Source organism: Candidatus Thiopontia autotrophica (assembly GCF_982804495.1).
Genome location: NZ_CEYDPX010000020.1, coordinates 1 through 20,716, shown reverse-complemented (window position 1 = coordinate 20,716; position 20,716 = coordinate 1). Strand labels below are relative to the sequence as shown.

Sequence of the window (20,716 nt, the reverse complement as noted above, 5' to 3'; positions counted from 1 at the left end):
GGATCCAGTTAAAATGCGCAGATGGCTACCCCCTCCACCACCTCCATTCTCCACCCCCCACTCCCCAAGGGTGATGGTGATCGAATTCACTGGGCACAGCTCTATGGAAGTGCTGCAGGCCTGCTGATTAAAAATGCGGCAGAGAGAGCTGATGGCCCGCTGCTGGTGGTGGTCAAGGACACTCCGACACTTAATATACTTGAGGAGCAGGTACGTTTTTATGGGGGTGGTTCCTCAATCCCGATCCTCACCTTCCCGGACCAGGAGACCCTGCCATACGACCGTTTCTCTCCTCACCCCGACATCACCTCTCGCCGTCTTGAGGTGATGACCAGGCTCCCCACCATGAAACGGGGCATTGTACTTGCTGCAGCACCTACAGTGATGCAACGCATTCCGCCACGAACATATGTTGATCTCCACTCTTTTAGCCTCTCGACTGGCGAAAATCTGCATCGGGATAAATTGAGACTGCGTCTGGAGCAGAGCGGATACCACTCGGTATCCCAGGTTATTGAACATGGCGAGTATGCCTTTCGTGGCTCAATAATTGATCTCTTCCCCATGGGTGCAGATGCCCCCTACCGGATAGATCTGTTTGATGACGAGGTTGAATCACTGAGAATATTTGACCCGGAGAGCCAGCGTACAACCAGCCAGGTAGAGAATATCAATCTGCTGCCGGCCCGGGAGTTCCCGATGAGCGAGGATGGGATAAGCCATTTTCGTCGCAGCTGGCGTGCAACCTTTGAGGGTGACCCCCAGGCGAGTGCGATATACAGAGATATTAGCCAGGGGCTTGCCCCATCCGGCATTGAGTACTATCTACCACTGTTCTTTGATGAGACTGTCACCCTGTTTGATTATCTGCCGGAGCGCCATCTTCTTGTCTGCGGAGAGGAGATAGAGAGCAGCGCCAACCAGTTCCGGGAGGAGATTCACGAACGCCATCAGGATCAGTTCTTTGACCAGAGTCGCTCGGTTCTTCCGCCTGATGAGATTTTTCTGAAAACTGATGAGCTGTTTGCAGCCATCAACCGCTCCCCCATTGCACAGCTGGACCGTTTTGAGAGTGAAGAGAGAGCCGGCCATTTTAATCTGCAGAGCCGCAAACCGATGCAGCTGGGGGCAAGTTCCAGATCCGATAATCCACTCCAGCGGCTTACCGGATTTATGGAGGAGTTTAGTGGTCGTACCGTTATTGCTGCAGAGTCGGCTGGACGAAGGGAGGCTCTGCTGGAGCTGTTTCGTGCCCGCTCAATTCACCCCCACCCCGTAACTGACTGGAGTCAATTCCTGGATGGAGAGGAGGCGCTCTCCATTATGGTGGCTCCGCTGGATGACGGCCTCCTGCTGGAGAGGCCGTCAATAGCTGTTATTACAGAGTCACAACTGTTTGGAGAGCAGGTTCTGCAGCGACGCAGACGCTCCAAAAAGGGTGGCATCAATGCAGATGCAGTAATTCACCACCTCTCGGAGCTGAAGATTGGGGACCCTGTGGTCCACCTTGACCACGGCATTGGCCGCTACAGGGGGTTGGTATCCCTGGATGCTGGCGGCAGTCAGGCTGAATATCTGCTACTTGAGTACACCAAAGGTGACAAGCTATATGTGCCGGTAACCTCGCTCCATCTGATTGGTCGCTATACTGGAACCGACCCGGAGAAGGCCCCTATTCACCGTCTTGGCAGTGATCAGTGGCAGAAGGCGCGCAAGAAGGCTGCGCAGAAGGTACGTGATGTTGCTGCAGAGTTGCTGGAGATCTATGCCCGTCGGGCTGCCAAACAGGGGCATGCAATATCAGAACCTGATATCGAGTATCAACAGTTTTCATCCCAGTTTCCGTTTGAGGAGACCCCGGACCAGGCAGATGCCATTGATGCAGTAGTTGAGGATATGGTCTCTGAACAGCCCATGGACCGCCTTATATGTGGTGATGTCGGATTCGGCAAGACCGAGGTGGCGATGCGCGCAGCGTTCCTTACGGTTCAGAGTGGACGCCAGATTGCTGTGCTGGTCCCTACCACTCTGCTGGCTCAGCAGCATTATGAGAATTTCAGTGACCGCTTCGCCGACTGGCCATTCAAGATCGAGGTGCTATCTCGATTCAAGACAAAAAAAGAGACTAATCATACTCTTGAACAGCTGGCCAGTGGCAAGGTGGATATCGTAATTGGTACCCACAAGCTGATCCAGAAATCTGTCAAATTCAAGAATCTGGGGATGGTTATCATTGATGAGGAGCACCGCTTCGGGGTGCGCCAGAAGGAGCAGTTCAAGAAGCTGCGCTCGGAGGTTGATGTACTTACTCTGACTGCCACCCCTATTCCACGCACCCTCAACATGAGCATGTCCGGTCTGCGTGACCTCTCCATTATCGCCACTCCACCAACCAACCGGGTTGCTATCAAGACTTTTGTCCGCGAATGGGATCCAGCACTGATTCGCGAAGCCTGTCTGCGCGAGATTCGTCGTGGTGGCCAGGTCTACTTTCTGCACAATAAGGTGGAGACCATAGACAAGACCGCCAGAGAGCTGCGTGAGCTCCTGCCGGAGGCGACCATAGAGGTTGCTCACGGACAGATGCGAGAGCATGATCTGGAGCGAGTGATGAAGGATTTCTACCACCGTCGCTTCAATATTCTGGTCTGCACCACCATCATCGAGACCGGTATCGATATACCGACTGCCAATACCATCATCATGGATCGGGCTGATCGCCTGGGGTTAGCTCAACTATATCAGCTACGTGGCCGGGTTGGGCGCTCTCACCATCGAGCCTATGCCTATCTGATAATTCCCCCAAAAAACCAGGTCACTCCTGATGCAGTCAAACGGCTTGAGGCAATTGAGTCGCTGGAGGAGCTCGGGGCCGGCTTTACTCTGGCAGTTCATGATATGGAGATTCGTGGTGCTGGTGAATTATTGGGAGATGACCAGAGTGGACGCATGCAGGAGATCGGTTTTGATCTTTATGCCGAGATGCTGGAGCGGGCAGTTGAAGACCTCAAGAGCGGCACTCAAACCAATCTGGAGGAGCCGCTTGAACAGCAGGTAGAGATTGATCTTGGTGAGCCCGCCCTGCTTCCGAACGATTACCTCCCGGATGTGAATGCCAGACTGGTACTTTACAAACGAATTGCTGCAGCCCGCAACCAGGATGAACTGAATGAGCTCCAGGTTGAGATGGTGGACCGCTTTGGACTGTTGCCCCCAGTGGCAAAAAATCTGATGAATGCTACAGCTCTGAAGCTGGTGGCGGCTCCATTGGGTGTCAGCAAGATCGAGATAAGTGATGATGGTGCCGTACTGCTGATTGGCAAGGATCACAAGGTGGATCCACTAAAGCTCATAACCATAATTCAGCAGCAACCCAAACGGTATCAGCTGAGTGGGCAGGATCGGCTCAGGGTAGTTGAAGAGATGGGTGACAGCGAGGAGCGCAGAGGGAAAATTGAGAAATTGCTGGAAGAGATAAAACAGTAAAACCGGTTACAGCGGCCCTTGTTTGCTGAAATCAAGGTAACGGTAGATCTCTGCCGAATTTTCGGTTATCTCGTCTGCGTATTGCATGTACTCGTCTACGCTAGGGATTCGCCCCATGATTGCTGTTACTGCGGAGAGCTCGGCAGATGCCAGATATACATTGGCTCCGGTTCCGAGACGGTTGGGGAAGTTTCTGGTTGAGGTGGATAGTGCAGTGCTGTTGTCCTCTATACGGGCCTGATTTCCCATGCAGAGCGAGCAGCCAGGAGTCTCCAGTCGCGCCTCAACCCTCTCGAAAGTTTTGTATACCCCCTCCTCTACAAGCAGCCCCTTGTCCATTTTGGTTGGTGGTGCAATCCAGAGCCTTACCGGCAGCTCATCAACCCCCTTCAGCAGTTGTCCTGCAGCCCGGAAGTGGCCGATATTGGTCATGCAGGAGCCGATAAAGACCTCGTCAATCTTCTCTCCAGCCACCTCTGACAGTTTGCGGGCGTCATCAGGGTCGTTGGGGGCACAGAGAATTGGCTCGGTTATCTCCGCCAGATCAATCTCGATTGTCTCTACATACTCTGCCCCACTGTCTGCCCGCACCAGTTCGGGGGCCTCAAGCCATGACTCCATCGCATCAATTCTACGCTCCAGGGTTGTCCTGCTCTGGTACCCCTGATCGACCATCCACTTCAACAGTGCACTGTTTGAGCGCAGATATTCGGCAACACTCTCTTCACTGAGATTGATGGTTGCGGCAGTGGCGGAACGCTCTGCTGTAGCATCGGTCAGCTCAAAGGCCTGTTCCACGGTGAGCTCCTCCAGCCCCTCTATCTCCAGAATCCGTCCAGAGAATATGTTCTTCTTGCCCGCCTTCTCCACCGTCAACAGCCCCTGCTGGATTGCCATATACGGGATTGCATGGACCAGATCACGCAGGGTTATCCCGGGCTGCATCTCCCCCTTGAATCTGACCAGAACAGATTCCGGCATATCCAGCGGCATCACCCCGGTGGCGGCCGCAAAGGCGACCAGACCGGAGCCGGCAGGAAAGGAGATGCCGAGCGGGAAACGGGTATGGGAGTCGCCTCCGGTACCGACCCTGTCTGGCAGTAGCATGCGATTCAGCCAGGAGTGGATGATGCCATCCCCCGGTTTAAGCGAGATGCCGTTGCGTTGAATCATGAACCCGGGCAGGGTCTGTTGAGTCTCGATATCTACCGGGCGCGGATAGGCTGCGGTATGACAAAATGACTGCATTACAAGGTCGGCACTGAACTCCAGACAGGCGAGGTCTTTCAGTTCATCACGGGTCATGGGGCCGGTAGTATCTTGCGAACCCACAGTGGATATTCCTGGCTCACAGTAGTCGCCCGGAACAACACCCTTGAGACCACAAGCCCTCCCCACCAGTTTTTGAGCCAGGGTATATCCACCTGCCGGCTCACTCTGCAGTGTCGAGATGAAAACTGTCGAGTGGCCCAACCCCAGTGATTCACGCGCCCGCTCTGTCAGGGCCCGTCCGATGATCAGGGGAATTCTCCCACCCGCCTGAACCTCATCACGCAATACCTCTGTCTTGAGTGAGAAGGTGGTAATCAGCTCATCCGTATCGTGTTCTCTAATCTCCCCCCGTAGCGGGTAGAGATCAATCACCTGACCCATATCGAGCCGGGAGACATCCATCTCGATCGGCAGGGTTCCAGCATCCTCCAGGGTGTTGAAGAAGATAGGTGCTATCTTGCCCCCAAAGCAGTAGCCGCCCTCTCTCTTGTTTGGAATATGTGGCAGGTCATTTCCGGTATGCCAGAGGAGCGAGTTGGTGGCCGACTTGCGGGATGATCCTGTGCCTACCACATCTCCAACATAGACCAGCTGAAAACCCTTCTCCTTGAGCCTGCCAATCTCATCCAGAGGTTTTTCACTTAATCCATCCCGTCTCATCTTCAGCATGGATAGCGCATGCAGTGGAATATCCGGACGGGTCCATGCATGCATTCCAGGAGAGAGGTCATCGGTGTTGGTTTCACCGGGAACCTTGAAAACTGTCAGGGTGACTCTCTCCGGTACCCCGCTACGCCCTGTGAACCACTCTGCCTCTGCCCATGATTGCATGAGTGTGGCTGCATGTGGGTTGCCAGCCCTCATCTTCTCTTCAACATGGGTGAAGGCGTCATACACCAGAATGGTTTGTGACAGCGCCTCAACCGCGGCATCCGCCAGATTGTCGTCATCAAGTGCCGCAACAAGTGGATCTATGTTGTATCCACCCCTCATGGTTCCAAGAATCTCTATTGCCTGCAGAGGAGATATCAGTGGAGAGCTGCTCTCTCCCCTGACTATTCCGGCCAGAAAAGCGGCCTTTATCTCTGCGGCACTATCTACGCCTGGTGGAACTCTCTCTCTGAGCAGCTCAAGCAGAAATGCGCCACTCTCTCCCTCAAGCTCTGGATCTGCAAGCATGGATACCAGCTCTGAGGTCTGCTCTGCAGTGAGTGGCTTTGGGGGTATGCCCTGTGCCGCCCTCTCCTCCGCCTGCTTGTTATATGATTCCAGCATGATCAATTACTGTAGCCACATAAGTGTTGACGGTGTTGTATGTACAGTCTTCTGTGGCCATGGACGGCCACAGTAGAGCGACACAGGGATGTGCCTGAGCGTACTGTACAGGCAATATCGTCAATACTTATGCAACCATTCGTATTCAAGAATTAATCACCTTAATAATCTCGTCAGCAAAACCTGAGGTAGTGACCTTTGTTGCACCATCCATCAGTCGATGAAAATCATAGGTGACCGTCTTGTTGGAGATCACCTCTTCCAGGGCATTCTGAATCATCTCGGAGACCTCACCCCACCCCAGATGTTCAAACATCATCGCTCCGGAGAGAATCATGGAGCCTGGGTTTACCATATCCAGATCCGCATATTTAGGGGCAGTACCGTGGGTTGCCTCGAAGATGGCGTGGCCGCTCTCCTGGTTTATATTGGCACCAGGCGCAATACCTATCCCCCCAACAATGGCAGCCAGGGCATCTGATATGTAATCCCCATTAAGGTTAAGGGTAGCGATAACCGAGTAGTCGGCCGGTCGCAACAGAATCTGCTGCAGGAAGGCGTCGGCAATCACATCCTTGATTATCAACTTGCCGGCAGCTTCGGCATTTTTTAGTGCTGCATTGGCAGCATCCTCGCTATCCTCACTCTTGATCTTGTCGTACTGGTTCCAGCCAAAAGTCTGATCGGCAAACTCACGTTCGGCCAGTTCATACCCCCACCTCTTGAAGGCCCCCTCGGTGAACTTCATGATGTTGCCCTTGTGAACCAGAGTCACTGAGGGCCGACCGTGTTCAAGCGCATAGAGGATCGCCTGACGAATCAACCGCTCGGAACCCTGCCTGGAGACCGGTTTAATCCCAAATGACGAGCTATCGGGAAAGCGGATCTTATCCACCCCCATCTGATCAATCAGAAAGGACTTCAGTTTCTCGTTCTCGTCTGTGCCGTGCAGATACTCAATTCCAGCATATATATCTTCTGTATTTTCACGAAAGACCACCATATCGACCCGTTCTGGATGCTTGACCGGACTGGGAACGCCACTGAAGTAACGGACCGGACGCAGACAGGTAAAGAGATCAAGCTCCTGACGCAGGGCAACATTAAGGGAGCGCATCCCCTCACCAACCGGGGTGGTCAGTGGCCCCTTGATGCCAACATGATAGTCACGGAAGGCCTGCAGGGTCTCTGCGGGAAGCCACTCTCCAGTCTGCCTGAAAGCCTTCTCTCCAGCCAGCACCTCCATCCACTCAACTGTGCGCTCGCCGCCGTAGCATTGGTCAACCGCCGCATCAAAGACTCTGCGCGCCGCTGTCCAGACATCCCTGCCAATACCGTCCCCCTCAATGAATGGAATTATCATGCCCTGAATCCTGTCGTGCGTAAGCGCTGAGTTTTTTATTCGTTGATATCGTCCATCGCAGCCTGTAGCCGCTCTGTTGGATACCCCTGCAGGTTGTTCAGCAATACCTGCTCCATCTGCTCACGATGAAACCCAGAATACTCACTACACCAGTGTTCAAGCAGATCGTCCAGCAGTTTCTGGCGCTTCTGATCTTCAAAAAAAATTGTTGTCATAAACATACCACTCCAGCCATCTGTTATTCCCGACCAATTATATCAGGTAATATCCTCCAGATCCTCCTCAGCAACCAGCTCTTGTGGATTCTCCATCCTCTCGGGATAGAGGATCCCGAGCAGATGGTCACACTCATGCTGTACTACACGGGCGTGGAATCCTGCCGCCTCGCATTCAAATGGTTTTCCATCGATATCAACTCCGGAATATCTGATCTGCGAGTAACGTGGCACCAGACCACGCAACCCGGGGATACTGAGACACCCCTCCCACTCCTCCTCCAGATCATCCCCCAGCGGCTCTACTGTCGGATTGATCAATACCGTATATGGAATTGACTCACTATCGGGATAACGGGAAGAGCTCTCCATACCAAACACCACTAGCTGAAGATCAATCCCAACCTGGGTGGCAGCAAGTCCAACCCCTTCGCTCTCATGCATTGTCTCCCACATATCGGAAACTATTGTTCTCAACGTCTTGTCAAAATCGGTAACCAGCCTGGCACGAATCTCAAGTTTTGGGTCGCCACGATGGAGAATGTCCAGTATCGCCACCTACCTTACCTCGCTCACAAGAGAGGAGCCCTCATCCAGAACAAACTGCCGAAATGACTCAGCCACCGGCGATAGCCTCTTACCCTTGCGATAGACCAGATGCCATTGGCGTTGGATTGGCAGATCTTTTACTTCCAGCACCCGCAATACCTTTGCCTCGAGCTCCAGCTGAATAGTATGGATGGAGACCATTGCCAGCCCCAGCCCCGCCTGTACCGCCTGTTTGATCGCCTCATTACTACCGAACTCCATCCGGGTCTCCAGCTGGAGGCCGCGCTCCTCAAAGAAACGCTCCATCGCTGTCCTGGTTCCAGACCCCTGCTCACGCACCACAAACCTCTCTTTCTGTATCTTTTCCGGGGTGAATGAAATCTCTTTCCTGAATAGTGAATGGTTCTTCCCCACCACAATCACCAGAGGGTTCTCCATAAAGGCCTCCGCCACCACGTCGAGCTTCTCCGGGGGCTGCCCCATTATGACGAGGTCAGGTTCATTTGCAGAGAGAGACTCCAGCAGGCGTTGACGGTTAGTCACATCCAGTGAGAAGGTGATTTCCGGATGACGCTGAATAAAGGTGGCCAGCAGGTTGGTAGCAAACGAGTTGGCGGTACTGGCAACCACAATATTGAGGTGCCCTTGGTGGATCCCCTTGATCTCCTCTATGAACTCCTCTGCCTCGGATAGTTGTCGGCTGATGGAGCGACTGGTCTTGAAGAATTCACTCCCTGCATCAGTCAGAAAGATCTTCTTTCCCAAGTGGTCAAACAGAGCAAGGCCGAGACTCTCCTCCAGCTGTTTAATCTGCATTGATACTGCGGGTTGTGTAAGATGGAGCTCTTCTGCGGCTCTGGTAAAACTTGAGTGGTGTGCAACCGACTCGAATACCCGGAGCTGTCGAAAGGTGACATTTAGTGACATATGGTTAAATTATAAAATAGATTAACTATAAATAAATACTTATGATAACAATCAAAAAGATTTACTGTTAATTATAGTTGTCCGCCACTAATGTTCAACTACTGGTTTGGGATACCACGTATCTACAGACAACAGAATTAACCATTGAGACCATACAAGGAGAATAGAATGGATCAATCCGCACGTTATGCAGACCTTAGTCTAGACGAAGATGAGCTACTTGCAGGGGGCAAGCATATTCTTACCGCCTACACCATGCACCCAGCCGCCGGCTACGGTTACCTGGAGGTTGCTGCACACATTGCTGCAGAGTCTTCTACCGGCACCAATGTAGAGGTTAGCACCACTGATGACTTCACCAAGGGTGTAGATGCCCTGGTCTATTTCATTGATGAAGCTGAAGGCATCATGAAAATTGCCTACCCTATCGAGCTGTTCGACCGCAATGTGATTGACGGTCGCGCCATGATCGTCTCCTTCCTGACGCTGGCGATTGGTAACAATCAGGGCATGGGCGACTGTGCAGACCTGCAGATGCAGGACTTCTACGTTCCACCCAAGATGCTGGAGCTGTTTGATGGTCCTTCTAAATCGATCAATGACCTGTGGACTATGCTGGGACGTGACCATGACAATGGTGGTTACATTGCGGGCACCATCATCAAGCCTAAGCTGGGCCTGCGCCCTGAGCCTTTTGCTGAAGCAGCTTACCAGTTCTGGCTCGGTGGTGACTTCATCAAGAATGATGAGCCCCAGGGTAATCAGGTATTCTGCCCACTGAAGAAGGTAATCCCTCTGGTTGCTGATGCGATGAAGCGCGCACAGGACGAGACTGGTGAACCCAAGCTCTTCTCAGCCAACATCACTGCCGATGACTATCATGAGATGTGTGCTCGTGCCGATTTTGTTCTGGAGACATTTGGCGAGGATGCACCTCGTGTTGCATTCCTGGTTGACGGTTATGTAGGTGGCCCAGGAATGGTAACCACTGCACGTCGTCAGTACCCAAGCCAGTATCTGCACTATCATCGTGCCGGTCATGGTGCGGTAACTTCTCCATCTTCAAAGCGTGGATATACTGCATTTATTCTGGCCAAGATGTCTCGTCTGATGGGTGCTTCCGGTATCCACGTAGGCACAATGGGCTACGGCAAGATGGAAGGCGGCAAGGATGACCGTATCATCGCTTATATGATTGAGCGTGATAGCGTAGATGGTCCTTTCTACCATCAGGAATGGCACGGCATGAAGCCAACCACTCCAATCATCTCTGGCGGAATGAACGCACTGCGTCTGCCTGGATTCTTTGAGAACCTTGGACACGGCAATATCATCAACACCTCTGGTGGTGGTTCGTATGGCCATATCGACAGCCCAGCTGCCGGTGCAACTTCACTGCGCCAGTCTTATGAGTGCTGGAAACAGGGTGCTGACCCAATTGAGTTCGCGAAGGATCATAAAGAGTTCGCTCGCGCATTCGAGTCATTCCCTCATGATGCAGACTCTATCTTCCCAGGATGGAGAGACAAGCTGGGCGTTCATAAATAAGAGCCCCGCTTTGCTGAAAAGAGACCCCCTTGTGGGGTCTCTTTTTTTACCAATAACCAACCGTTCTTATCAAGATAACAATTCTCTTTCGACAAAGATAAAACACAATTTTTGTAGTATCTTTATCCAAACAGAATTACAGATTCAAACCAGACTTTTTGGAGCTTCATAATGAGTGATATCAATACCGACCAGTACCTGATTACGGATGAGCCCTACTACGAGGCACAGGGAGATGAAGTTACACTTTATGAGGCCGCCTATGCATCTCGCCTCCCGGTAATGGTTAAGGGACCAACTGGTTGTGGTAAATCACGCTTTATCGAATACATGGCCTGGAAGCTTCAGAAACCTCTCATTACCGTGGCCTGTAATGAGGATATGACCGCCTCTGATCTGGTCGGACGCTATCTGCTTGACGCCAATGGCACGCGCTGGCTGGATGGCCCCCTGACAGTTGCTGCTCGCATTGGGGCAATCTGTTATCTGGACGAGATTGTTGAGGCCCGCCAGGACACGACCGTGGTGATGCACCCTCTCACCGACCATCGTCGCACCCTGCCACTGGACAAGAAGGGTGAGCTTATTGATGCCCATCCTGACTTTCAGATGGTGATCTCCTACAACCCCGGATATCAGAGCCTGATGAAGGATCTGAAGCAGTCCACCAAACAACGCTTCACCGGCCTCGATTTTGACTACCCTCCTGCCAGCCTGGAGACAGAAATTGTTGCGAAAGAGGGAAATATCGATTCCGAGACAGCAGGCAAGCTTGTACAGATTGCAGAGACAGCCCGCAACCTCAAAGGGCATGGCCTGGATGAGGGAATCTCCACCCGTCTGCTCGCCTATGCCGCCAACCTGATCAACCAGGGGATTGAGGCAAAAGCCGCCTGCCGGATGGCACTGGTACGCCCGATTACTGATGATGCTGATATCCGCGAGACACTTGACCATTCGATTGATGCAATCTTTGGGTAACAGCTGAAATGAACAGCAACAGCAGCCTCGCGCAAAGACGCAAAGGCGCTAAGAAAAGCGTGTAGATGAAAAAAGAGGACTCGGTAGCAACCTCTATTGTGGATACTGCCTATCATATCCACAATAACCTTGGGCCAGGCTTGCTGGAATCTGTGTATGAACGTGTATTGGCCTATGAGTTGCGAAAAAGAGGACATACACTGGAGACCCAAGTAGCTGTTCCTCTCTTTTATGATGGACACACCATAGATGAAGCCTTTAAAGCTGACATGATTATCGATGATTGTGTAATTGTTGAACTGAAGTCTCTGGAAACACTGCAGCTTGTGCATAGTAAACAGTTACTCACTTATCTGAGACTGGCAAACAAGAAACTGGGACTACTGATTAACTTTGGAGCACCATTGATTAAGCAAGGTATCCAGCGAGTGGCAAATGGCTTATAAAACTTTGCGCCTTTCTTTGCGTCTTTGCGCCTTTGCGTGAGGCCGCTTTTATTAGGGAGAGTCTAATAGATATGGAAGATCTACAAACATTTCGGGAAAAGCTCCGCTGCAACTTCCCAATCATTGATGAGCATTTTGAGGATTTCATCCGTGATGCACTTTCTCACCTCTCTGCAGAGGCGATTGACACCTATCTGGAGGGTGCATCAACTGTCTGCATGATTGGACGTGGCGTGGAGCCCGTACTCATCTTTCTGGAAGAGATGCCGGAGATGGCAGATCGTGTAGGTGAGCAGTTCATAGGCAAGACATCGGACCAGGTCTGGATCATGTCCCGCTCCCCCAATGGAAACTCCATCATCCCCTTCCTCAATTCGCTGAATGAGGTTACCCGCTGTCTGCCTACAGAAGAGCAGATGGAGGAGTATTTTGATCTGGTCAACCATCTGGCAGAGGAGACTGCGAGTTCAATCCATGGCCACCACACCACCTTCCCCAGCCCCGGACTGCCTGAGTTTCTGCAGCAGGCTCCCTACCTGCTCCATCAGGTAAGTGTTGACGGGCTGGCCAACTGGGCCGACTACGGCATCAAGTATTACAACAATAACCCTGATCGACAGAAAGAGTATTTTGCCCTGGAGACTGCCGACAGCAAGGCGATGTTGATGAAGGAGCGTAGTGGTACGCTATTTATCGACAGTGAACGCGAGCTTGATCTCTATATGCGCGCAATGTGGGATGACCCGGAGCAGCTGGTTCCATACTCCCGTGGCTACAACCCTTATGAGACACAGCTCCCCTACTACACGGCAGATGGCATTCGCATACCAGATAGCTATGAGCCATTTAACAGTATTGGGGGTATTGACCGTTATCGTGCCCTGTTGGCCCATATTGCAGCCCATCGTGTCTGGACCGAGTCCATCATCGTCGACAACTTCAGTCCGTTCCAGCGCCACACCATTATGATGCTGGAGGATTGCCGTGTTGAATACCTGCTGATGCAGCGCTATCCCGGAGTCAGAAAACTGTTCATGGCCCTGCACCCTGCCCCAGTTGAGGGAAGCTGCGACCATGAGAATGAGTCCTGTATTCGCCACCGCACGACAATGCTTTCACGAGCTATTCTCGACCCGAAGCATGGCTATCAGAGTGAGGTGGTAAACGATTTTGCCAACCGCTTCCATGAGATGATGGAATCCGGAGAGCACTCTACTCAAAAAATGGGGGTACTGGGATCCCAGTTTGTGGCAAAGACCCGCCGCCAGGCAGACCAGCTTCCCAACATCCGCTTCACTGATACAGAGGTAAGTTACCGGGATGATAACCGCCACATGTGGATCTACATCGAGGACGGAGACGATGAAGAGCAGTTTGAGGAGAACCGCAAGGTCTCGGCCGAGGATGAGGTCGATGGCTTGCCTCCCCGCCACTACAAGGAGTGGGATTACAACACCAAGAGCTACCGTCCTGACTGGGTCACCCTATATGAGGCCAAGCACGCCGCTGGTGATGCCAGCAAAATCGATGAGCTACTGGAGAAGCATCAGGGGCTGGTAAAGCGGATGAAGCAGATTCTTGACCTGCTGAAACCACAGAACTATGTCCGCATCCGTTATCAGGAGGAGGGCTCCGAGCTCGATCTTGATGTAGCGATTCGTTCCCTGATCGACTTCAAGAGTGGCGCAACCCCAGATCCACGGATCAACATGGACCACCGCAATGATGGGCGTGATATCGCAGTGATGTTGCTGATTGATCTCTCTGAATCACTCAACGAGAAGGTAGCTGGATCTAGCCAGACCATTCTCGAACTCTGTCAGGAGGCCACCTCCCTGCTCTCCTGGACCATTGAGCAGCTGGGTGATGCCTTCGCTATTGCCGGTTTCCACTCTAACTCCAGACATGATGTGCGCTACCACCACATCAAAGGGTTCAGTGAGCACTGGGATGATGAGGTGAAGGCACGCCTGGCCAAGATGGAGGCCGGGTTCTCCACCCGCATGGGAGGCGCTATTCGCCATGCCGCCCACTATCTGAAGGGGCAGAAGGCCGACAAGAAACTGCTACTGATCCTCACCGATGGTGAACCATCCGATGTCGATGTGGAGGATGAGCAGCTACTGATCCATGATACCCGCAAGGCGGTACAGGAGATGGATGAGCTGGGGATCTACCCCTACTGCATCTCACTCGACCCCAATGCCGATGACTACGTGCGTGATATCTTTGATAACCAGTTTGTGGTCATCGACAACGTAGAGCGACTGCCAGAGAAACTGCCTGCACTGTTTGCCTCACTCACCAAGTAGTTCTTCCATTTCAACTCATACCTCCTGTTTTATGGATCCTGCTATAATCCGCCGCTTTCCGATTAAAAGCGATACTGCTATTTAGAACTTATTATGAACACTGTATTTGATACCAACATTACCTCCCTGCCACTAATTCACAAGGGCAAGGTCCGTGACATCTACGAGATTGATGATGACCACATGCTGATCGTGACTACCGATCGCATCTCCGCCTTTGATGTCATCCTCCCCACCCCAATCTCCGGCAAGGGGGCAGTTCTTACATCTGTGGCCAACTTCTGGTTTGACCGTACCAGAGATATTATCCCCAATCACATTGCAGAGATGACCCTAGAGGAGGCGTTGCCAGATCCAGCCGAACGTGAACCCATCAAGGACCATGCAATTGTGGTTCGTCGCCTCAAGGCGCTACCGGTTGAGGCTATCGTTCGTGGCTACATTATCGGATCTGGCTGGAAAGATTATCAGCGCAGCGGGGCTGTTTGCGGAATCGAGCTGCCTGAGGGGCTACAGCAGGCCGACAAATTGCCAGAACCACTCTACACCCCATCGACCAAGGCGGATGTTGGTGAGCATGACGAGAATGTCGATTTTGAATATACCGCAGGATTGCTTGGACAGGAGCTGGCCGAGCAGGTGCGTGATGTCAGCCTGAGACTATATAGCGAGGCTGCAGCTTATGCACTGGAACGCGGGATCATAATTGCTGACACCAAGTTTGAGTTTGGGCAGGATGATGACGGCAATCTGGTACTTATTGATGAGGTACTGACCCCGGACTCCTCCCGCTTCTGGCCTGCAGACCAGTACCATCCAGGGATGAGCCCTCCAAGCTTTGACAAACAGTACGTGCGTGACTACCTGGAGACACTTGATTGGGACAAGAAAAACCCTGGCCCTGAGCTTCCTCAAGAGGTAGTCGACAATACCGTTGCCAAATATCGTGAGGCGATGGAGCGGCTAACTGAGTGAGGCAAGGTTTTTTTGTTACAGGTACAGATACCGGTGTCGGAAAAACCGAGATTACCGCAGCCATTGCTGCACACTATGCAGATAACGGAATAACTGTTCACCCAAGAAAACCGGTTGAGTCTGGTTGCCTTGTCGATACAAAGGGGGAAAAACTCTTCCCCCAGGATGCCTCCACTCTCCAGACTGCAAGCCGTACCATAGAGAGTCTCTCCGAGATCTGTCCATACCGTTTCACCCAGCCCGTATCTCCTGAGCGCGCTGCTGCAATTTCCGGCAACAGACTAACGCTTGAGATGTTGAAGGATGCATGCAGGCCTGGCGCTGAATGGGGAGCCAGTGATCTATTGCTGATTGAGGGAGCCGGAGGCTTTTACTCACCAATTGCGGAACACGCCCTGAATGCAGATCTTGCAACAGCTGTTGGTCTGCCTCTGATTCTGGTGGCGGAAGATCGTCTGGGGGCGGTAAATCAGGTTCTGATGGCTCGCCACGCAATACTCGATAGAGGTTTAGATATAAAGTATATCTTCTTGAATAAACAAAGATATTCGGATGAGAATAATCTTGAATCAATATCTGAACTGGTGCCGGAACCGGTTATTCCAATTCCTGTTGAAGAGTCTCTACAGCCATGGAAACTGATTCAACACATTATGTCTGACTATCTATTAATGAATAGATAACTGCTTTAACGCTATCCATACCGCTCTTCAGGTTTTCACCAATCTCCTCCATGGTGATCTCCCGATCACTCTTCCCCGCCGCCCAGTTGGCAGAGACCGCGCAACAGGCATAACAGATACCCAGCTCACGCGCCAATGACGCCTCCGGCATTCCGGTCATGCCAACAATGTCGCAACCGTCACGCTCCATTCGTTCAATCTCCGCAGCACTCTCCAGTCTTGGTCCCTGGGTAGCACCGTAAGTGCCACCATCCACAACATCTACACCAGCCGAACCAGCGGCATCCAGCAGACTGTTTCGCAGCTCACTGCAGTATGGCCAGCTGAAATCGATATGCTCAACCTCTGGGCCATCAAAAAAGGTGTGCTCTCTCCCCCACGTATAGTCAATTATCTGATCCGGAATCGAGACTCTGCCTGGAAGCATTGCCTCGGTAATACCGCCTATGGCTGCAACCGCAACAATAGAGCCAACCTCCAGCTTGTTCAGGGCCCAGATATTGGCTCGGTAATTCACCTTGTGTGGTGGTATTGAATGATCCTCGCCATGACGAGAGAGAAAGAGAAGCTCTACCCCTTTGAGTTTGGCCTTGATCAAGTCCGACGATGGTTGGCCGTAAGGGGTATCAACCATGATACGTTCTACATTTTCCAACCCATCCATCTCCTCGAGGCCGGTGCCACCAATAATTGCCAAACGTCCCACACTTAACTCCTTGATCTTTTCCGTTTACAGCTAAGGAACCTATGATTAAGTCCACGTCTCGTCACTGCCGCCCTTGGTGTTACGCATCCGCAGGAGGCGGTACGCCCATCCCATTAAGATTTTTCAGAGGCTACCTAACGAGAAGAGTACAGTCATCCTTCAAACTTTGCTATATTCCACAGAACTTTATCAAGGAGTGGATCATGATTAACTCTGAAGCCGAGAGCTTCCAACTTGCTGACGGGCTTGCCGCATTCGAGACCAAAAATTTTGCACTGGCCATGCAGCATCTAACCCCGCTGGCCGACCAGGGTAACAGTGAGGCTCTGTTTCGGGTTGCCATAATCAATCAGAATGGTCTGGGGTGGAGTCAGGATAAGGACAAGGCTTTCAGATACATGAAAGAGGCCGCAGAAAAGGGGCATGCTTTTGCTCAGCACAGCCTGGGGTTTATGTACTATCAGGGTGAGTGTACCGAGGTTGATACGGCACTTGCCGTAGAGTGGTTTACCAGGGCAGCAGAACATGGGCTCTCTGGCTCCATGGTCACTCTGGGCATGATGTATGACTCGGGAGATGGTGTCGAAGAGGACAAGGAGAAGGCTCAGGAGTGGTACAGACGTGCAGACAGACAACAGAAAGCAGATGAGGAGATAACCGAGTGAACGGCAACACAAACCATGAAGATACTCCAGAAGTTGAGCCTCAACAGAGTGGTAGCAACTCAACTACTCCTGTAGTCATTCCCCCATCTCGACCAGGCCCCACCTTTAACACTCCGCTGATTATCCGTCTATTTCTGGTTGCAGCTGCTATCTTTCTATTCAAGATGGTCTATGACATCTCGGAGCAGACAGCGGCAAACCAGCAGGCAATTACCCAGCTTGATAAAAAAATTGACGATATCTCGGCTCCTCTGAATGAGGCAAATCGTGGCATCAGCAGATTAAGTGGTGGATTTTCCGATATTGTCCAGGGGGTTAGCCGCATGGGAAAAGAGATTGGTAAATCATCAAGAAATATTCAGATGATTCAGAATGACGTTCACGAGGAGATGACCACAATCCGTAAAAAGGTGAACGACATATCCAACCGTCTCACAACGGTTCAACAGGATCTGCGTGACCCCTTCAGGCGCTAGTATTTTTTACCCTCTAATGTGCTAGAATCCTGCATCAATTCAGGGAGGAGTGCAGGCACGAGGAGGCGTGCTGAACATGGGAATGGATGTCATGAACAAGAGAAACAGCAAGCATGACTTGAACAACAGTCTGGCGACAGTTGATCTTGAGTGCATCCGTGGGGATCGAGTCCTGTTCAGCAACCTCAATATCGAGATAAAACCCGGAAAGATCCTGCAGATTGAAGGACGTAATGGATGCGGAAAAACCAGCCTGCTGCGTCTGCTCTGTGGAGTCATGCTACCAAGTGAGGGAGAGATTCTCTGGAGAGGTGAAAATATCACCAAAGAGCGTGCCGACTACTACACTGATGCTGCCTATCTTGGGCACCATAACGGTATAAAGGGTGAGTTGACTGCACTGGAAAATCTCCACTTTGCCCAGGCACTATCTACTCCAAAAAGCGATAGTGACCTGTACAAAATTCTGGCACGGCTCTCGCTTGCCGGATTTGAGGATATCCCCTGCCGTCACCTCTCTGCCGGACAAAACCGCAGAGTTGCGCTTGCCAGACTGCTGGCAACTGAAACAGTTGTCTGGATTCTGGATGAGCCATTTACTGCACTGGATCGCAAGGGAATTGCAGAGATCGAGAAAATATTCGAGGAGCACGTAGCGGCTGGAGGAATCATTGTGCTGACCACCCACCACCCACTAAAAACAGATAACGAATATTATCAATCTCTCAACCTCGAGATGTATGCTGACAACCAACAGGCCAACAACCTCTGGACAACCGCCGCATGACCCCTTCCGGCTCTCTATCAAATGCATTTTTACAGGTTCTGATCCGAGACCTGACTCTTGCCTTTCGCCACCGCGGCGAGATAGCCAACCCTCTGCTTTTCTTTGTCATTGTGGTAACCCTGTTCCCTCTCGGGGTTGGCCCCTCTCCCTCGGTACTGGAGACCATCGCCCCGGGAATCATCTGGGTCGCAGCACTGCTCTCCGCCATGCTCTCGCTGGACGGGATGTTTCGCTCTGATTTTGAGGATGGCTCTCTGGAGCAGATTACTCTGAGCCACCACCCACTCTCGGTTCTGGTGCTGGCCAAGATTATTGCTCACTGGTTAATAACCGGGCTGCCACTTATTTTTGTTGCTCCTCTCCTTGGGGTTCTTCTCTACCTTCCAACTGATGCGATGGTTACTCTGGTCATAACCCTGGCACTGGGGACACCTATTCTCAGCCTGGTAGGCGCCATTGGAATGGGGCTTACTGTCGGACTAAAACGTGGTGGAGTGTTGCTCTCGCTACTCATTCTTCCCCTATATATTCCTGTACTCATTTTTGGCTCAATGGCCGTCAATGAGTCTGCTGCCGGACTACCAGTGGATGGTTACATCTATATCCTTGGAGCACTCCTGCTATTTACTCTGGCACTATCCCCCATAGCAACCGCAGCCTCCACCCGAATAAGTATTAGCTGACCACAATAACTACCATGAAATTACCTAATTTTATCTACCGTTTCTCCTCACCGAAACACTTCTATTCAATGTCTGGAAAGCTGCTTCCGTGGCTGGCCGGGCTCTCCTTTGCATTAATGATTGTTGGCCTCTATATCGGCTTTGCAGTTGCTCCAACCCACTCTGAACAGGGAGAGAGCTACAGACTTATATATCTACATGTTCCAGCAGCATCCAACTCGATGATGATCTACATGATCATGGCAACCTCGGGGGCGATCTTCCTGATCTGGAGAATCAAGTTGGCTGACACCATTGCTGCGGCCAGCGCCCCCATCGGCGCCGCATTTACCTTTCTTGCACTTCTTACTGGGTCAATCTGGGGGAAACCAACCTGGGGAACCTGGTGGCAATGGGATGCACGACTGACCTCGGAGCTGATTCTGCTATTTCTATACTTCGGCTACATGGCACTGCGTGCCGCAATGGATGACCGGCAGAATGCCGCACGCTCCAGCTCGGTACTTGCCCTGGTTGGTGTCGTCAATATACCCATCATCCACTTTTCGGTCGAATGGTGGAATACCCTCCATCAAGGGGCGACTGTCTCAAAAATCGCCAAGCCATCGATGGAGATGACCATGCTCAGCTCCATGCTACTGATGCTGGTTGCACTATCTCTCTTTTTTGCTGTAGTCACTCTTATTCGTGCACGCGGGCTTTCGCTCCAGCAAGATTCTCGTGGCAGCTGGGTTCGTGACCTGCCAGATATAAAAGTACGTCCACTGCATCTGCTGATTCCTGTGATTGCAATTGGATATGTCGCATATCATGCAGCCACAACAGACAGGATAGATATTCTCTCCCCAACAGAGCTGGTTGCAGGCTCTCCAACCGAACAGATAGAGTTTAGAGGAAATGTTGAGAGTATCCAGTCGGATGGGAACCAACACCAAATCCTGGTGTCTGATGATGCAGAGAAAATTATGGTCAACTTTGCAGGCAAACTACCGAAACAGCTACGCACCCACTGGGGAGCTCACGTAACCGGAAAACTTCAATCCGATTCCGGGGCAGCAAGCGTCAACGCAAACTCAATCGCTGCACTTAATATCCGTGACCACTCCAGTTACGTAATAGCAGGATATTCAATTGCCTTTGTGGTCTTTCTGCTTAACCTGCTTGGAGCACTAAGGACAACTCGTGAGGCTAAACTGAGCATTGCCAGACGGATCAGGCAAGAGAATAATTAATTAACCTAAAGACAATAACCTTCCCATGACACCTAAAAGAAAAAAAAGACTCCTTCTGATTCTGCTAATCATCGCGACTGTTGCTGGTGCAGCAACCCTGATGATGAAAGCCCTCAACGAGAACATCAACCTCTT

At 51.7% G+C, this 20,716-nt stretch carries 18 protein-coding genes; 12 read left to right on the top strand and 6 right to left on the bottom strand.

What is annotated here, in order from left to right:
* Positions 1–21: 21 nt before the first annotated feature.
* Positions 22–3,486: a transcription-repair coupling factor gene (mfd, locus tag AC3ZFK_RS06695; protein WP_487507100.1), complete on the top strand. Its 3,465-nt coding sequence runs from the start codon at positions 22–24 to the stop codon at positions 3,484–3,486.
* A gap of 6 nt (positions 3,487–3,492) precedes the next feature.
* Here mfd and AC3ZFK_RS06690 read toward each other — a convergent pair whose 3' ends face one another.
* The 5 genes from AC3ZFK_RS06690 to AC3ZFK_RS06670 form a co-directional block, all read right to left on the bottom strand.
* The gene (locus tag AC3ZFK_RS06690; protein WP_489433754.1) at positions 3,493–6,033 is read right to left on the bottom strand and encodes a bifunctional aconitate hydratase 2/2-methylisocitrate dehydratase; all 2,541 of its coding nucleotides are present in this window, start codon (positions 6,031–6,033) and stop codon (positions 3,493–3,495) included.
* A gap of 145 nt (positions 6,034–6,178) precedes the next feature.
* A complete protein-coding gene (gene icd, locus AC3ZFK_RS06685) occupies positions 6,179–7,396 on the bottom strand; it encodes an NADP-dependent isocitrate dehydrogenase (protein WP_487541528.1) in 1,218 nt (405 codons plus the stop codon).
* A 35-nt stretch (positions 7,397–7,431) separates the two neighbouring features.
* Positions 7,432–7,611 carry a hypothetical protein gene (locus tag AC3ZFK_RS06680; protein WP_487507103.1) on the bottom strand — a complete coding sequence of 60 codons (180 nt, stop codon included), beginning with the start codon at positions 7,609–7,611 and terminating at the stop codon, positions 7,432–7,434.
* A 42-nt stretch (positions 7,612–7,653) separates the two neighbouring features.
* Positions 7,654–8,169, bottom strand: coding sequence for a peptide deformylase (def, locus tag AC3ZFK_RS06675; protein WP_487507104.1), 516 nt, complete (start codon positions 8,167–8,169; stop codon positions 7,654–7,656).
* Positions 8,170–9,087, bottom strand: coding sequence for a LysR family transcriptional regulator (locus tag AC3ZFK_RS06670; protein WP_487507105.1), 918 nt, complete (start codon positions 9,085–9,087; stop codon positions 8,170–8,172). It abuts the gene before it with no gap.
* Between the two features lie 168 nt (positions 9,088–9,255).
* Here AC3ZFK_RS06670 and AC3ZFK_RS06665 point away from each other — a divergent pair, with 168 nt between their 5' ends.
* The 6 genes from AC3ZFK_RS06665 to bioD all read left to right on the top strand — a co-directional run bounded on the left by AC3ZFK_RS06665 (position 9,256) and on the right by bioD (position 16,032).
* Positions 9,256–10,635, top strand: coding sequence for a ribulose-bisphosphate carboxylase (locus AC3ZFK_RS06665; RefSeq protein ID WP_487507106.1), 1,380 nt, complete (start codon positions 9,256–9,258; stop codon positions 10,633–10,635).
* A 171-nt stretch (positions 10,636–10,806) separates the two neighbouring features.
* Positions 10,807–11,616: a CbbQ/NirQ/NorQ domain-containing protein gene (locus tag AC3ZFK_RS06660; RefSeq protein ID WP_487507107.1), complete on the top strand. Its 810-nt coding sequence runs from the start codon at positions 10,807–10,809 to the stop codon at positions 11,614–11,616.
* A 65-nt stretch (positions 11,617–11,681) separates the two neighbouring features.
* Positions 11,682–12,062 (top strand): GxxExxY protein, encoded by a 381-nt coding sequence (locus AC3ZFK_RS06655; protein WP_487507108.1) that lies wholly within the window; start codon positions 11,682–11,684, stop codon positions 12,060–12,062.
* Positions 12,063–12,133: 71 nt separating this feature from the next.
* Positions 12,134–14,374 (top strand): nitric oxide reductase activation protein NorD, encoded by a 2,241-nt coding sequence (locus AC3ZFK_RS06650; protein WP_487541530.1) that lies wholly within the window; start codon positions 12,134–12,136, stop codon positions 14,372–14,374.
* A 93-nt stretch (positions 14,375–14,467) separates the two neighbouring features.
* On the top strand, positions 14,468–15,349 hold the full coding sequence (locus AC3ZFK_RS06645) for a phosphoribosylaminoimidazolesuccinocarboxamide synthase (RefSeq protein WP_487507110.1): 882 nt from the start codon (positions 14,468–14,470) through the stop codon (positions 15,347–15,349).
* On the top strand, positions 15,346–16,032 hold the full coding sequence (gene bioD / locus AC3ZFK_RS06640; protein WP_487507111.1) for a dethiobiotin synthase: 687 nt from the start codon (positions 15,346–15,348) through the stop codon (positions 16,030–16,032). The genes AC3ZFK_RS06645 and bioD overlap by 4 nt, the downstream gene beginning before the upstream one ends.
* Here bioD and AC3ZFK_RS06635 read toward each other — a convergent pair.
* Positions 16,001–16,696: an S-methyl-5'-thioinosine phosphorylase gene (locus AC3ZFK_RS06635; protein WP_487507117.1), complete on the bottom strand. Its 696-nt coding sequence runs from the start codon at positions 16,694–16,696 to the stop codon at positions 16,001–16,003. The two genes, bioD and AC3ZFK_RS06635, sit on opposite strands and share 32 nt — an antisense overlap.
* A 245-nt stretch (positions 16,697–16,941) precedes the next feature.
* On the opposite strand from AC3ZFK_RS06635, the gene AC3ZFK_RS06630 reads away from it, so the two are divergent.
* The 5 genes from AC3ZFK_RS06630 (at position 16,942) to AC3ZFK_RS06610 (ending at position 20,581) form a co-directional block, all read left to right on the top strand.
* Positions 16,942–17,403 carry a tetratricopeptide repeat protein gene (locus AC3ZFK_RS06630; RefSeq protein ID WP_487507112.1) on the top strand — a complete coding sequence of 154 codons (462 nt, stop codon included), beginning with the start codon at positions 16,942–16,944 and terminating at the stop codon, positions 17,401–17,403.
* Entirely contained in the window at positions 17,400–17,879 is a 480-nt protein-coding gene (locus AC3ZFK_RS06625; RefSeq protein WP_487507113.1) for a hypothetical protein, read from the top strand. Before AC3ZFK_RS06630 ends, AC3ZFK_RS06625 begins: the two co-directional genes overlap by 4 nt.
* 76 nt (positions 17,880–17,955) lie before the next feature.
* Positions 17,956–18,666, top strand: coding sequence for a cytochrome c biogenesis heme-transporting ATPase CcmA (ccmA, locus tag AC3ZFK_RS06620; RefSeq protein ID WP_489433753.1), 711 nt, complete (start codon positions 17,956–17,958; stop codon positions 18,664–18,666).
* A complete protein-coding gene (gene ccmB / locus AC3ZFK_RS06615) occupies positions 18,663–19,349 on the top strand; it encodes a heme exporter protein CcmB (RefSeq protein WP_487507115.1) in 687 nt (228 codons plus the stop codon). The genes ccmA and ccmB overlap by 4 nt, the downstream gene beginning before the upstream one ends.
* A 14-nt stretch (positions 19,350–19,363) precedes the next feature.
* Positions 19,364–20,581, top strand: coding sequence for a heme ABC transporter permease (locus AC3ZFK_RS06610; protein WP_487507116.1), 1,218 nt, complete (start codon positions 19,364–19,366; stop codon positions 20,579–20,581).
* The last annotated feature ends 135 nt before the right edge of the window (positions 20,582–20,716 follow it).

Excerpts from the sequence above, each read along its gene's own strand:
- icd (WP_487541528.1), bottom strand. The coding sequence starts at position 7,396 with ATGATAATTCCATTCATTGAGGGGGACGGTATTGGCAGGGATGTCTGG.
- AC3ZFK_RS06630 (WP_487507112.1), top strand. The coding sequence starts at position 16,942 with ATGATTAACTCTGAAGCCGAGAGCTTCCAACTTGCTGACGGGCTTGCC.
- mfd (WP_487507100.1), top strand. The coding sequence starts at position 22 with ATGGCTACCCCCTCCACCACCTCCATTCTCCACCCCCCACTCCCCAAG.
- AC3ZFK_RS06655 (WP_487507108.1), top strand. The coding sequence starts at position 11,682 with ATGAAAAAAGAGGACTCGGTAGCAACCTCTATTGTGGATACTGCCTAT.
- AC3ZFK_RS06645 (WP_487507110.1), top strand. The coding sequence starts at position 14,468 with ATGAACACTGTATTTGATACCAACATTACCTCCCTGCCACTAATTCAC.
- AC3ZFK_RS06650 (WP_487541530.1), top strand. The coding sequence starts at position 12,134 with ATGGAAGATCTACAAACATTTCGGGAAAAGCTCCGCTGCAACTTCCCA.
- AC3ZFK_RS06670 (WP_487507105.1), bottom strand. The coding sequence starts at position 9,087 with ATGTCACTAAATGTCACCTTTCGACAGCTCCGGGTATTCGAGTCGGTT.
- AC3ZFK_RS06610 (WP_487507116.1), top strand. The coding sequence starts at position 19,364 with ATGAAATTACCTAATTTTATCTACCGTTTCTCCTCACCGAAACACTTC.
- ccmB (WP_487507115.1), top strand. The coding sequence starts at position 18,663 with ATGACCCCTTCCGGCTCTCTATCAAATGCATTTTTACAGGTTCTGATC.
- AC3ZFK_RS06680 (WP_487507103.1), bottom strand. The coding sequence starts at position 7,611 with ATGACAACAATTTTTTTTGAAGATCAGAAGCGCCAGAAACTGCTGGAC.
- ccmA (WP_489433753.1), top strand. The coding sequence starts at position 17,956 with ATGGGAATGGATGTCATGAACAAGAGAAACAGCAAGCATGACTTGAAC.
- AC3ZFK_RS06660 (WP_487507107.1), top strand. The coding sequence starts at position 10,807 with ATGAGTGATATCAATACCGACCAGTACCTGATTACGGATGAGCCCTAC.
- AC3ZFK_RS06665 (WP_487507106.1), top strand. The coding sequence starts at position 9,256 with ATGGATCAATCCGCACGTTATGCAGACCTTAGTCTAGACGAAGATGAG.
- AC3ZFK_RS06635 (WP_487507117.1), bottom strand. The coding sequence starts at position 16,696 with ATGGATGGGTTGGAAAATGTAGAACGTATCATGGTTGATACCCCTTAC.
- AC3ZFK_RS06690 (WP_489433754.1), bottom strand. The coding sequence starts at position 6,033 with ATGCTGGAATCATATAACAAGCAGGCGGAGGAGAGGGCGGCACAGGGC.